Genomic DNA, 14,002 nt, shown 5'->3' with positions numbered 1-14,002 from the left:
GGGATAAACTATTATTATATTTAGTGAAAAATATACTATAAAGGTGATATATATGAAGAATGAAAGTATAAACTCTAAAATAAATAATATGATAAATGTCTTAGGGCCATCAGCTCCTATTAAAGTCAAAAATATAGCAATTGGCAAAAATCCATCTATACAAGGCGCTATCATATATATTGATGGTCTAGTAGATAAAAATGTAATTAATAGGGATATTCTTAATCCTTTAATGCTTCAAATACATACCTCCATAACATTAGATAACAATACATCCAGATTTTTGTGTAGTAACTACATTACTGCAGAGTGTTCTTTTATCAAAGATGATACTACTCAAGTTTCTAAAGAGATTAAAAATGGTAATACTTTATTTATAATTGAAAATATAGAAGATTACATTATAATTGATACAACTGGTGGCGAAATCAGAAAAATATCTGATCCAACCAATGAAATATCACTTAGGGGATCCAGAGACGGATTTGTGGAAAACCTAGAAGTTAATATAAGTTTGCTCCGTAGGAAAATAAAAGATTCAAACCTTTCTATTGAAAAATTTGTTGTTGGAAGACGGACACAGACTGACTTAGCCTTAGTTTATATTAAAGATTTAGTTGATACTGAGGTTCTAGATGAACTAAAAAAGAGAATAAATGCAGTAAACGTAGATTCTATTACTGGAATAGGGATATTACTTGAATTTATAGATGAGAATCCATACAGTATTTTTCCAATGGCTCTGGCCACAGAGAGACCAGATAGAGTAACCGCAAATATTATGGAAGGAAGAATTGCTTTGATTTTAAATGGCACTCCTTTTGTGGTAACAGTGCCATCTGTATTTATTGAATTTTTTCACACTGTTGAAGATTATAACGAAAAAACAATATCTGCGAATTTTATAAGACTTCTTAGAATCTTAACAGTTTTATTAGTAATTACACTTCCTTCCGTTTATTTAACATTAATCAAATATAATGCTGAACTCATACCCGTTCAATTTGTTATCCCGATAGTACAATCTAGAATAGGAATATCTCTTACCCCCTTTATGGAAATACTTATACTAGAACTACTAATGGAAATCTTAAGAGAAGGAGGATTAAGACTTCCCTCGAAAATAGCACAAACTGTAAGTATAGTTGGAGGCATTATTATAGGAAATGCCATAGTAGAATCAAAAATGGTAAGTCCTACTACTCTGCTTGTAGTTGGTATCACGATTGTTGCTTCTTTTGTAGTGCCCGCTGTTGATATGTCTCTCTCTATAAGGCTGCTAAGATTTCCAATGTTATTTTTAGCAAATGCTATGGGTATAATGGGGATTGCTACAGGCTTTACTTTTCTTATCATTCATTTATCCTCCTTGGAGAATTTTGGTGTTCCATATATGGACTTTAAAAAGGATGATTTAAAGGATACATTTACGAGAGCACCATTATGGAAAATGAATTCTCGTCCATCAATAGTCTCAGGCCAGAATAATAAAAGACAAAATAATTTCAGATATAAATTTAGGAGAAAAAAAGATGAATAAAAAAAACAAACTGATAACTTCTACCGAGCTTTTTTTCATCTTGGTTGGGTGTATCGTAGGTATAGGGGTCACTAATCTACCTACAGATGTAGTAAGCATTGCAAAACAAGATGGGTGGATTTCTACCATTATAGGTGGGATATATCCATTATATATTGTTCTAATTTCCGCAATAATAATAAGAAAATATCCTGATAGTAATATAATGAATTTAAGTAAAGCATTTTTCGGAAAAATAATAGGCAATTTTTTAAACTTATTATTTATGCTCCAGTTTTTATTCTATGCAGTATTAGTTACTTCTGGTGCAAGCAATCTATTAAGAGCGTATAGTATGTATTTTATTCCACATTTTAAGATGGTTATACTTTTCGCAACTATTGCCTGTTATGCATCAATTAAAGGTTTAAAAGTATTAGCCAGATTTACTACTATAACATTTTTTTTAATATGTCTTATAATAGTGGCATCCACAGTAAGCTTTAAGTCATCTAGTATTTTAAATGTAAAACCTTTTTTTGGAGCAGGTCTCCCTAAAATTTTAGAAGGAAGCGTAAAATCTGCTTTTGCTTATGCAAATATGGAATTACTATTAATAGTATATCCATATGTACAGCAAAAAAAAGATATATTAAAAGCTGCTTTATTGAGCACTTTTGTAATAATTTTCTTTCATACCTGGGTAGTTTTTACATCTATTTATTTTTCTGGGCCTGATTTAATACCAAAAGAAATATGGCCATTTTCCTTCGTAGCTGAGTCCTTTAAAATACCTGTGATAAATAATTTTAGATATATAAACATTATTATATTGGCTATTATGGCATATAAAACCATATCGATTCAATTTTACGCCTCAACAAAAATATTAAATAATATTACAAAAATAAAAAGAAAAACAATTTGCTTTTTATTATTACCAATTATTTTTGTTTTTCCAATGTTAATTGGAAATGAAGTAATCAGGAAAGAAATTTTGGGCAAAGTTATGCCTTGGATAACCTTATATAATATTGCTTATGTGACCATAATTGCATTAACAACTCTTTTAATAGATAAGAGAAAACTTAATCATATTGAAAAAATTAACCCGTAAATATACTAGCTTCTATTTCATATACTTTATAAAAAAAGGAGGAAAACCTGTAAATGAAAAGATATAGTTTATTAATAATATCTATTTCATGTATAATTATATATATCATATTTAATTCAAGTGAAGGTAGTGTTCCTATAGAAGATATAGGTATTTCCTCAGGTATATCATTGGACCTCACAACGAATCGTCCGTTAAATGAATATAACATTGTTTCAAGTATATATAATTTCAATAAAAAAGATGAAATTTCAAGTGAAATATTAGAGGGTACCGGTAAAAACATTCCTGATACCAGGTCAACCAGGCAAACTATCAGTGGTAAATTATACTTTCTTGGATTACAAAAAGTATTTATTTTTAGTGAAGCTTTTGCAACCTCTGGGATAAACCACCTTATTGATATATTGATGACGAATCAAGAAATGAATGATGCTGCATGGCTTGTTGTCTGTAAGGATAAGGCCATTGATATGTTAAAATTCAAAGTTGATGATGCTCCCACTTCGGCAGATCATATTAACGATATGGTAGAAAGCTCTAAAAACCAAAATTTCATGTCTAAAGACTATAAAGTTATTGATATGTATGTAAGAGTAAATTCAGAGGGGCGAGATTTAGTTATTCCTTACCTAGAAATACTAAACAAAAAAATTACAATAAGCGGCATGGCCGTTTTTAATAAAGACAAAATGGTAACAAAAATACCAATGGAAGAAGCAAGATATATGAATTTTTTAAGGAACAATAAAGTTAAAGGAATACTAACACTTAAAAAAGATTCATCACACTGGATATCAACCTATGGGGAAGTGAAAAGAAAAGTACACTGTGAAAAAATCAATGGTAAATATAAATTTAATATTGATATAGAATTTAAAGGTAAGGTAGTAAATAATACTTTGTATAATGATTTTATGAATAATCCCAAAACCGTAGAAAAGTACAGTCATGAATTAGAAGAAGAAACAAAAAAAAATTGTAATAAATTTATATACAAAATGCAAAATCAGTATAAAACAGATTGCCTAGAACTTGGTCGTGATGCTGCAGCTGCTTTTGGGCGAAATCCTAGAACTGATTGGAATAACTTTGTTTGTAATGCGGATATTACAGTTAATGTAACTGTTAAGGTTGATAGTCTTGGAAGAGGTCAATTTTTATATAAAAATAAATAAACGATATAGCTTTAAACTAAAAAACTATAAATTAAAGGATTTGCCTATGTTCATATACTTTAGTTGATAAAATTTTTAATAAAAGATTGACTTTTATTAAAATTGTGTATAGTATTTATAGTGAAATAAAAAACTTCTACCCACTTTTGGAAATTGGCTAGAAGTTTTTTGATGTTTATCAATTTAAGGGAGGCAAATAATGGCTACAAATAGAAGTGTTAAAGGTAATTTTAATTATAACAATATAGAAAAAACCGGAAAAAACTTTATGTATAAAAACCTTGAAAGAAGCAATTGTTATAATAGTGATTTTTCAGATTCAAATTTTAATTATGTTAACTTTAGAGGAGCTCACTTTAAATCATGTGTTTTTCTTGAATGTACATTTAAATGTGCCGAATTTATTGGAACAAATCTAAAGGACAGCGATTTTCAAAATACTGTATTTGAAAATACTTTATTTGATTCTACAAATTTAGATGGAGCAGATTTTAAAGATGCGGAATTTAAAAACACTATATTTTTGTTAACCGATGTTCATAAAGCTAAAAATCTAAGCCTTAAAAATCCAGAAATAAGAATTTTTGATGAAATACCAGAATTAGAAATTAGTGATGATCTTCGTTTCGCAATTTTAAAAGTAATGAAAAATAAATATGTAAAAGCGGCAAGAGTCCTTGATACAAAAAATGGTGATATTAATATAATAAATGTAATGATATTACTAGAAAACTTTGATGAAGAAACTTTGATTAAAGGATTAAATCTTGTTAGTGATGATTTAAATTGTGATTTTCATACATTAAGTTACATAATTAAATATATAAAAAATAATATGTAATTACGTATTAAAACAAATTTTTTTAAAATAAACTATATTATAATGACATCTAAGCGAGTAAGGAGTACATAAGATGAATGGGCGGTCACATCAAAAGATAGCAATGTTATCATACGCAATAGTAGCTACAGTACCCATAATTAATTCAATGGCAATATTCAATAATAGATATATTCATGTTCCAATGGGAATAAGCCTTATAGGTCTTGGCACTGCATGTCTTTCAGGATTGCTTGTAGATGCTGATAGTCAAAACAGTAAGATAAACCATATGAACCCACTTACAGGTACGACTAATAAAGTAACCCACGACATAGAAAAGTTGTTAAAATTATTATTAAGATTGCTTTTGGGTGTTGGGCTATGTGCACTAATCATATGGAATTCCAAAACTATTATAGCGCAGTTATCAAGAATAAAATTTATAGGTGAATATGCAAAAATATGTACATATTTTATGTCTTTTATTTTTTTACTTATAGGTATTACTAATGAGCGAATTTACAAAAATATCCCTGTAATTGGGTTCGTTTATAAGAAATTATCAAATATAATAAGTAAGGGATCCAATAATTTCAAAAGAACAACCATGTTCTTAACATATATCGGTTCGAGTCTTATATTAGCGCTTTACAATGTCACTAATTTGAACGATAGTTCTATTTATCTTATTTGTATCTTATTAATATGTATCGCAATATTCCCTCACAGAACATTTTTGCACTCAATAGAGGGTGTTATTGTTTTTACTATTTCAGCATCATATGTGTTTAATAAATTAGGATACGGGTATTTAACAGGCTGTTTTTTTGTTGGGTATATAAGTCATATCTATTGGGCTGATATATTTACAAAGGAAGGCGTACCAATACTCTCAACACCAAGGTTTATTGCTGAATTTTTAAAAAAAATAGGAATTCACAATAAATTTGTTTATATACTAGAAAAAACAGGAAAATTAAAATTAAAATTGCCACCACATATTACCACAGGTTCTGATGCTGGGAATCTATTTGAAGTGATATATATTATAATATTATTTATTGTATTTGTAGTGAGTTTCAATGTTTATGGCGGTAATTTCAAAGTAATCTAAACAAAACATCCCTATTTAATAAAGAACTAGTATCAGTATTAAAAAGCTGACACTAGTTCTTTATTATTTGTATGTCTTTTGTCGTTAAATTTTATATAATATTAAATTGTTTAAATCGTCCATATATTCAATAACTGAATTATTGTTTTTTAAATCTATTTAGAAGTACATTATTAAGAGTCTTTAAATCCCCTCCAAGAGAATCGGGATAAGTGATGAGCTGTACTTGGTTTTTCACTGCCATATTATAAATCACTCCTATATGTTATAAATATTCTTTATTTCTTCAATAGATGGGAGATTTACTACCGCACCTACATACTTAAGTTTATAAGCACTTACTGCAAATCCAAGCTCCAAAGCCACTTTTATTGAATATCCTTTGGTGTTGTTTTGCTCTTAGTAATAAGTACCATACTAGTAGAAAAATCAACTCTACTAATGTAACTTGTATCTATACAATTCTCCTCTAGGTGTTGCTTTAAAAAATCTCCTAATCCATCTTTTCCTATTGAAGCAGCTATAGTAGAATTCGCTCCTAACCTTTTTACATTCATTGCAATATTTGCAGGAGACCCCCCGAAATATTTAACATAACTACTACACTTAAAATCTTCACTATAATCACTTGATATCATATCTACAAGCTATCATATCTACAAGCAATTCCCCTATTGTAAAGATATCAATATTTTTATTTTGGAACTCAAAAGTATCGTAAAAATTTATCAATTTTCTCCCCCTTTAATTAATAATAAGTTTTTCTTTAAATAAATTTATAAAAATAACATCCTTTTAACCATAAGTCTCAATTTTGGTATACAATTAAAGATATACAAAGAAACAAATGAGAGGAGAGATTTTATGAAATTTATAGCTGATTTACATACCCATACTGTAGTTAGTGGTCATGCATATAGTACTTTAATGGAAAATGCAAAATATGCTAGTGAGATAGGTCTTAAAATATTAGGAACCACAGATCATGGTCCTAATATGCCAGGTGCGCCTGATCTTTGGTATTTCGGAAATTTTAAAGTACTTCCAAGAGAATTATTCGGTGTTAAAATGCTTTACGGATGTGAGGCTAATATAATTGATTATGAAGGTAATCTTGATATTCCAGTAGAAGTTCAAAATGGTCTTGACATAATGATAGTAAGCATGCATGAACCTTTAATGGAAGGAGGAAAAAGTGCAGATTTAAATACATCTACTATTTTAAAAGCTATGGATAATCCATATGTTAATATTTTAGGACATATAGGAAATCCTAAATTCCCTATACATGAGGAAGAAATAATAAAAAAAGCAAAAGAAAAAAATATACTAATAGAATTAAATAATAGTTCTTTTGTAAGTTCAAGACTCGGCAGTGACAAAAATTGCACTAAAATAGCAATACTTTGCAAAGAATTGGGAGTAAGGATTATTGTAAACAGTGATGCTCATTTCTGTTTTTCTATTGCAAATTTTAGTGCTGTAGAAAAAATACTTGCAGAGATACATATGCCTGAAGAACTTGTTATTAATACAAATAAAGAAAGTTTGATAAAATTTCTTAAAGAAAAAGGGAAAAACATATAATACAGCACATAAAAATCAGCAGCTTTATTAAATTAAACTGCTGATTTTTCTATGTAAACATTATAATGTTTTTTTTAATCTCCAAACATAGCTTGTGAAATCGCCCTTAAGTTCTGGGATAACCATACCAGCATACATTAGCTCATCTCCACCATATACTTCATCTGTACCAATTACTCTATAATTCATTTCTGGATCTAATCCTTTAAACTTTAAAACTTTCAACTTTATATTACATTCTGCTAGTTTTTTAAAATAACTTACAACCACATCTTCCTTATTTTCTGAAATAAACATCCAAGCAGCATCATTATTTTCAAAAGGACTTATTAATCTGTAAAAATCTCCAAATTGAACTATATGCCTAATTTCCTTATAATCACTAATTTGTTTTTTTACAGTTTGTTTTTCTTCATCAGTCATTTTAATAACATCTAATTCATATCCAAAATTTCCACCCATTGCAACGTTACCTCTTGTTTCTAGGGGTGTAATCCTATGTACTTGATGATTAGGAACAGCTGATACATGGGCCCCCATAGTTATACTTGGATAAACCAAACTAGTACCATATTGAATTTTTAATCGTTCTATTGCATCAGTATCATCACTAGTCCAAGTTTGAGGCATATAATAAAGCATGCCTGGGTCAAATCTACCACCACCACTAGCACAACTTTCAAATAGAACCTCTGGAAATTTTGTTGTTAGTTCCTCCATTACTCTATAAAGTCCTAGCATATATCTATGTGCAGTTTCTCTTTGTCTATTAGCATCTAATGTAGCCGATCCGACTTCTGACATAAATCTATTCATATCCCATTTCACATATGAAATGTTATAGGTTGAAAGATTTTCTGATAACATTTCAATTATAGCATCACATACTACTGTTCTAGAAAAATCTAAAACCAATTGATTTCTTCCAAGGGATCTCTCTCTTCCTTTAACATGTATACACCAATCTGGATGGGCTCTATATAAATTGCTATTCTGTGAAACCATTTCTGGTTCAAACCATAATCCAAACTTAAGACCAATTTCATTTATATCCTTTGATAGCTTTTTGAGTCCATTGGGTAGCTTTTCTTTATTTACATACCAATCACCAAGGGAAGTAGTATCATCATTCCTATTTCCAAACCAACCATCATCTAAAACAAATAACTCTATTCCAAGTTTCTTAGCCTCTCTTGCAATATTTTTTATACTCTCTTCAGTAAAATCAAAATAAGTTGCTTCCCAATTATTTATAAGAATTGGTCTTTCTTTATCTCTATAATTTCCCCTGCAAAGACGTTTTCTATATAAATTGTGAAAAGTTTGTGACATCTTTCCGAGCCCACTATCTGAATATACCATAACCACTTCAGGTGTTTGGAAATCTTCACCTGGTTTTAAAAGCCAACTAAAATCAAATGGATTAATTCCAATTTGGACTCTAGTGGTTCCATATTGACAAACCTCTACATTAGCTAAAAAGTTACCACTATACACCAAATTAATTCCGTAAACTTCTCCCTTATCCTCATCTGCATCTTTTCTCATTAAAGCTATAAATGGATTTTGTTGTGGACTACTAGCACCTCTTCTACTTTCAATAGATTGATTTCCACTAACTAAAGCTCTTTTAATAATACTTCTTTCTCTTGACCAGGCACCTGATAATTGTAGTAAATCAAAATTATCATCACTAAAATCCACACTAGCACTTAATGCCCTCAACACCTTTAAATCTTTGGAGCTTGAATTAATTATCTTAGAAGATCTTGTAATCACGTCATAGTCCTTATAGACTGTATAGCTTAGCACTACTAATAAGCCACTTAATTCATCTTTTAATGTTATTTCTAAAGTCTGCGCTTCTTCATTTTTTTCTACATATGTGCTAGGCAATCCTTTTAACTTTTTCTTTCCTGAAAAAATCTCATGACTTAAATATTGCAAATCAGAAATTGTAGATCCATCTTCAAATTGTGTTTGATATACTGGTGAACGCAAATCCGTATTCCCAAACGATGGGTACTCTTGTGGCAAAATATCTAAAGAAAAACCATTTATGTTATCCTTTGCAAACATAAATCCGTTTAACTGATCACCTTTAAAAGGTTTCAAATAATCTAATTTAAAATTTCTTATTTTCTTACCCCAATAAATATGTTGTAAATATTTTGATTCAACTATTTGAATTATATAACTTGTGTCTTTTGCTTTAAGATGAAAAATTTTATTTTCTTCAAAATAAGAAATTAGCATTTTGTCTTCCTCCTAGTGGGTATAATATAAAAATTTATTTTATCACTAACTCTTTGAACCTGTACTTGCAACACCTTCAATAAATTGCTTCTGAAATATAATAAATATTATAAGCATTGGCCATATAGCTATCATTGAACCTGACATAAGCTGAGGGAAATTTGTTGAATATTGACCTTGTAATGATGCCATTCCAGCCGCCAGCGGCATCTTATCTAATGACATATTTACTATTAAAGGCCACATCAAATCCTTGTAAGCAAATACTGAAGTGAATATTCCAAGTGCTACTAGACCTGATCTAGTTAATGGTAACATAACTTTCCAGAATACTTGCCATCTGTTACATCCATCTAATATTGCTGCTTCTTCTAGTTCCTTCGGAATTCCAATAAAAAATTGTCTAAGTAGAAAAGTACCAAAAGCACTTATAATACCAGGTATTACCAAAGCCGTAACAGTATTTAATAATCCAAGTTTTGAAATTATAGCGTACTGCGGAATAATAAATATTTGTCCTGGTATCATCATTTGAATAAGAATTAACATAAAGAAAAAATTTTTTCCTGGAAATTCAATTCTGGCTAACGCATAGGCTGCCATTGCACTAAAGAAAACTGAACCTATAACTCTAAAAAATATCATTAGCATTGTATTTATGTAAAATTTCGCGAATGGTAGTTGATTCCATACATCTACGTAATTTCCCCATTTAAAGCTTTTAGGTATAATAGTAATTGGTAATGACGTTGACTCTGTAAGTGTTTTTAACGAAGTTAGTATCATCCATATAAATGGAATTAGCATTGCAATCGCACCTATTATAAGAATTATGTGAACAATTAAATTGCTTGATTTTAATTTTCCTTTCATAAGTTATACCTCCCCTTGAAGTTATTCATAATGAACCCATTTTTTCTGTAATTTAAGTTGAATAACAGTTATCACTAAAATTATTGCTAACAACAGTACTACTATAGTTGAACCATAACCTTTGTCATTCATTACGAATGAATAATTATAAAATAAGTACACTAAAGATTGAGTAGACTCCATAACCGCATTTGATTTACTAATCATCATAAATATTAAATCAAATACTTGTAATCCAGTTATCATAGAAGTAATGACAACAAAAAACATTGTTGGTGATATTAATGGAAAAGTAATAGCGAAAAACTGCCTAATAGGACCTGCTCCATCAATTTTAGCTGCCTCATAAAAACTTTTTGGTATTTCCTGAAGCCCTGCAAGTAAAATAATCATATTGTAACCTAGATAACTCCAAATTCCTACTACTATTATAGATAAAAGTGCAAGTTTAGGATTTGTAAGCCAATCGGGTCCTTTTACACCAACGAAAGAAAGCAAGTAGTTAAACAAACCGAAATCAGAACTATAAAGCCATCTCCAAACCATAGCTATAGCTGCTGGTGCTGAAACCATAGGTAGAAAATAGATTGTACGATATATAGTTTTACCTTTCACCTTAGAATTAAGTAGTACTGCAATACCTAAAGAAAGAATAACGCCTATAGGAACTGAAATTACAGTATATTTTAGTGTATTCAAAGTTGCTTGCCATACAGCAGGGTCTGAAAACATCTGTTTATAATTATCTAACCCAACCCACTGATTAAGACCAAAATCACTAGTTTTATTAAAACTTAAATAAATAGTTTGAATTAACGGCCATATATTTAGTATAATAAGTCCTATTATAGTAGGTGCTATCATAAGATAAGCCCAATAATAATCATGTAAATCTTTCTTGCTGGTTTTTACTTTTTTATGTAAACTTTTTGATGTGTTCTTTTGTTTAATCATCGCTTTCAAAACTTCCCCTCCTTATATAAAATCATAATTAAATTTAGTTAATTATGATGACAGTTAACTATAATGATTAACTGTCATCAATTAATTATTTTTCAGTGGCTAAAAGAGCATTCATTTGTTTATCAATTATACTGCAGCCTTGCTCTACTGTAAGTTGACCAGTATATACCTTCATCATTGTGTTATTTTGAATTTCATACCATTTTGCTTTCGTTGCTGAATTCGGGAATAAAACAGAATAGCTTAACATTTCTGGATATACTTTTAAGTTAAATTGTTTAGTATTGTCGATAAATGGTTGCGCAGTTCCTGCATATGCTGGAATTGCAGCACCTTTTTCTGATTGAATAGTATTAGCTGCTTTTGTTCCTAAGAAGTCTTCAAATTTCAAAGCTTCTACTGAATGTTTAGTTTTTGCTGAAACAACATTTGCTAAACCATTAATTATGGTTGCCTTTGTTTTTCCATGAGGAATAACAGCTACATTACAATTTTTTGACACATAATCATTTGCCTTAAATTCACTTACCATCCATGATCCAAATAGTCCCATTGCAGCTTTTCCTGATTCAAAATATGTAGCAAAGCTAGTATCTGCAAATTGTTGTTGCGTTGGAGAAACCTTATGTTTTTGGCTTAGATCAACATCCCACTGTATAGCTTCTTTTGTTGCTGCTAAACTAAAACCTGATTTTTTATTGTCTGGTGAAAGTATATATCCTTTATTTTGGTAAACATAGTTATAATAACCTTGTTGATCATCTGAAGGAGCAATACAACCGAATACTCCTTTTGAAGAATCAGTTAATTTTTTAGCAACTTCTAAATACTTATTCCAATCCCAAGTTCCATCTGGATAAGCAATACCCTTTTTATCAAACATAGTCTTGTTGTACCATAATGCTATTGTATCGTAATCCTTAGGCATAGCATAAACTTTGTCTTTTAATGTATATAAACTTACAAGATCCTTAGGAAAATTACTCATTTTTACGTCTTTACTATTTTTTATAGTATCAGTTAAATCCATCAATACACCGCCAGTAGCATACTTTGTGAAATTATTTGAATGCATCCAGAATACATCTGGAAGTGTTCCACTCGTAGCACCTGCATCCATTTTTGTCCAATAACTATCCCAAGGTGTAACTTCCACTTTTACTGTTATATTTGGATTTAACTTGTGAAAAGAATCTGCAATAGCTTGCATACCCGGTTGTTGATTTTTATCCCAAATCGCATAAGTAAGAGTTACAGGTTTACCACTTGTATCAGTTGTAGTCTTAGAACTACCACAGCCCGCTAAAGTGGACATCATAACCATAGAAGTAAGTGCAACTGCAATAATTTTGTGTAAACTTTTTTTCATTTTTTTATCCCCCTCGAATTATATATATTGAAACCAAAAGGTTTCATTTATAAAAAGATCACTGTTATAATCTCTTTAAAAATTCAGCTAAAGTAAACTATGTATATTCTAACTTCGTACTAGCATAAATGGCATTTTGAGCATAATTAACCATACGTATTTTTTAAGTTTAATAAAAACAGTTTATTATTATTAAACTTGTTAATCACTGAAAATATAAGGATTAATTGTGTATCCTTCTGTTGATTGTATCTTTATTATGAACTCTAAACATTTTTAAGTAAATGATTACATGTCTTCAAAATATGTTATAATGTCCACAAGTAAACTAAAAGGATGTGATGCAATGGAAGTATGGTGTGTTGAAAGTGATAATTTTACTAACACCGATTTAAACTTTTATGATTGTGGAGAAGAAGTATGTTCGAGTGGATACTTTTTTGGACCTGTAGCTAGAAATCATTTTATTATACACTTTATACTTAGTGGAAAAGGTACTTTTAGATGTGGTAAAAAGTTATATGCTTTAGAAGCTGGAGATGCATTTGTTATTTGTCCAGATCATATTGCCTATTATGAAGCAGATATAGATGATCCTTGGCATTATCTTTGGGTTGGTTTTAATGGTGTAAAAGCACCAAAAATCATACATAGTGCAGGTCTTAGCTATGACAATCCAATATTTCATTATGATACTGACAATTTTTTTAAAGATTCGATTCAAAAAATGGCTAGCTTCACTAAATTGTCTTTAGAAACTGACTTATCCAGATTGTCTTATTTATATTTATTTCTTTCTAAATTAATTGAAATAGCCCCAAAATCAAATACAATTAGCATTTATGAGTCAAACATAGAACGATATGTAATAAGCGCCGTAGATTACATTGAAGTGAATTTTTATGGTAACATTAGTGTAAACAGTTTAGCCGACTACATTGGTATAAGTCGTAAATATTTATGTACTATTTTTAAAAACGCTTTGGGACAAACACCTATTGAATACATTATAAAAACACGAATGGAAAACGCATGTCACTTTTTAACAAACCATGATTTATCAATAGCTGAAGTAGCAACTTCTGTAGGATACTCCGATCAATTTGTTTTTTCAAAACAATTTAAAAAAATAATAGGCCAGTGCCCTTCATATTATAGAAGTAACCATCACTAAACATGTTCTAATCAAAATCATCTCCTTTG

Annotated in this window: 12 protein-coding genes; 7 read left to right on the top strand and 5 right to left on the bottom strand. The window is 29.7% G+C overall.

The window, feature by feature from the left end:
* Positions 1-52 precede the first annotated feature (52 nt).
* The 5 genes from A7L45_RS10635 (at position 53) to A7L45_RS10615 (ending at position 5,751) form a co-directional block, all read left to right on the top strand.
* Entirely contained in the window at positions 53-1,540 is a 1,488-nt protein-coding gene (locus tag A7L45_RS10635; RefSeq protein ID WP_071612747.1) for a spore germination protein, read from the top strand.
* Positions 1,533-2,636: a GerAB/ArcD/ProY family transporter gene (locus A7L45_RS10630; RefSeq protein ID WP_071612746.1), complete on the top strand. Its 1,104-nt coding sequence runs from the start codon at positions 1,533-1,535 to the stop codon at positions 2,634-2,636. Before A7L45_RS10635 ends, A7L45_RS10630 begins: the two co-directional genes overlap by 8 nt.
* Before the next feature lie 53 nt (positions 2,637-2,689).
* Entirely contained in the window at positions 2,690-3,814 is a 1,125-nt protein-coding gene (locus A7L45_RS10625; RefSeq protein WP_071612745.1) for a Ger(x)C family spore germination protein, read from the top strand.
* 199 nt (positions 3,815-4,013) lie between these two features.
* A complete protein-coding gene (locus A7L45_RS10620; protein WP_071612744.1) occupies positions 4,014-4,655 on the top strand; it encodes a pentapeptide repeat-containing protein in 642 nt (213 codons plus the stop codon).
* Between the two features lie 73 nt (positions 4,656-4,728).
* A complete protein-coding gene (locus tag A7L45_RS10615) occupies positions 4,729-5,751 on the top strand; it encodes a metal-dependent hydrolase (protein WP_071612743.1) in 1,023 nt (340 codons plus the stop codon).
* Between the two features lie 368 nt (positions 5,752-6,119).
* Here the strand turns inward: A7L45_RS10615 and A7L45_RS10610 are convergent, their stop codons facing one another.
* A complete protein-coding gene (locus tag A7L45_RS10610; protein ID WP_071612742.1) occupies positions 6,120-6,389 on the bottom strand; it encodes a carbohydrate kinase family protein in 270 nt (89 codons plus the stop codon).
* Positions 6,390-6,615: 226 nt separating this feature from the next.
* On the opposite strand from A7L45_RS10610, the gene A7L45_RS10605 reads away from it, so the two are divergent.
* Positions 6,616-7,338 carry a phosphatase gene (locus tag A7L45_RS10605; RefSeq protein ID WP_071612741.1) on the top strand — a complete coding sequence of 241 codons (723 nt, stop codon included), beginning with the start codon at positions 6,616-6,618 and terminating at the stop codon, positions 7,336-7,338.
* A 60-nt stretch (positions 7,339-7,398) separates the two neighbouring features.
* On the opposite strand, the gene A7L45_RS10600 is transcribed toward A7L45_RS10605, so the two are convergent.
* From A7L45_RS10600 to A7L45_RS10585, 4 genes are all read right to left on the bottom strand, one after another.
* On the bottom strand, positions 7,399-9,594 hold the full coding sequence (locus tag A7L45_RS10600) for an alpha-galactosidase (protein ID WP_071612740.1): 2,196 nt from the start codon (positions 9,592-9,594) through the stop codon (positions 7,399-7,401).
* A gap of 45 nt (positions 9,595-9,639) precedes the next feature.
* Positions 9,640-10,467 carry a carbohydrate ABC transporter permease gene (locus A7L45_RS10595; protein ID WP_071612739.1) on the bottom strand — a complete coding sequence of 276 codons (828 nt, stop codon included), beginning with the start codon at positions 10,465-10,467 and terminating at the stop codon, positions 9,640-9,642.
* 21 nt (positions 10,468-10,488) lie between these two features.
* Entirely contained in the window at positions 10,489-11,421 is a 933-nt protein-coding gene (locus tag A7L45_RS10590; protein ID WP_071614943.1) for a carbohydrate ABC transporter permease, read from the bottom strand.
* Positions 11,422-11,515: 94 nt separating this feature from the next.
* The gene (locus tag A7L45_RS10585) at positions 11,516-12,799 is read right to left on the bottom strand and encodes an ABC transporter substrate-binding protein (RefSeq protein WP_071612738.1); all 1,284 of its coding nucleotides are present in this window, start codon (positions 12,797-12,799) and stop codon (positions 11,516-11,518) included.
* Between the two features lie 346 nt (positions 12,800-13,145).
* Here A7L45_RS10585 and A7L45_RS10580 point away from each other — a divergent pair, with 346 nt between their 5' ends.
* Positions 13,146-13,973, top strand: coding sequence for an AraC family transcriptional regulator (locus A7L45_RS10580; protein WP_071612737.1), 828 nt, complete (start codon positions 13,146-13,148; stop codon positions 13,971-13,973).
* The last annotated feature ends 29 nt before the right edge of the window (positions 13,974-14,002 follow it).

Origin of the sequence: Clostridium estertheticum subsp. estertheticum (assembly GCF_001877035.1) — a bacterium.
GTDB classification, from domain to species: Bacteria; Bacillota; Clostridia; order Clostridiales; family Clostridiaceae; genus Clostridium_AD; species Clostridium_AD estertheticum.
The sequence above is the reverse complement of the archived record's forward strand: the minus strand, read 5'-3'. Positions and strand labels throughout refer to the sequence as shown.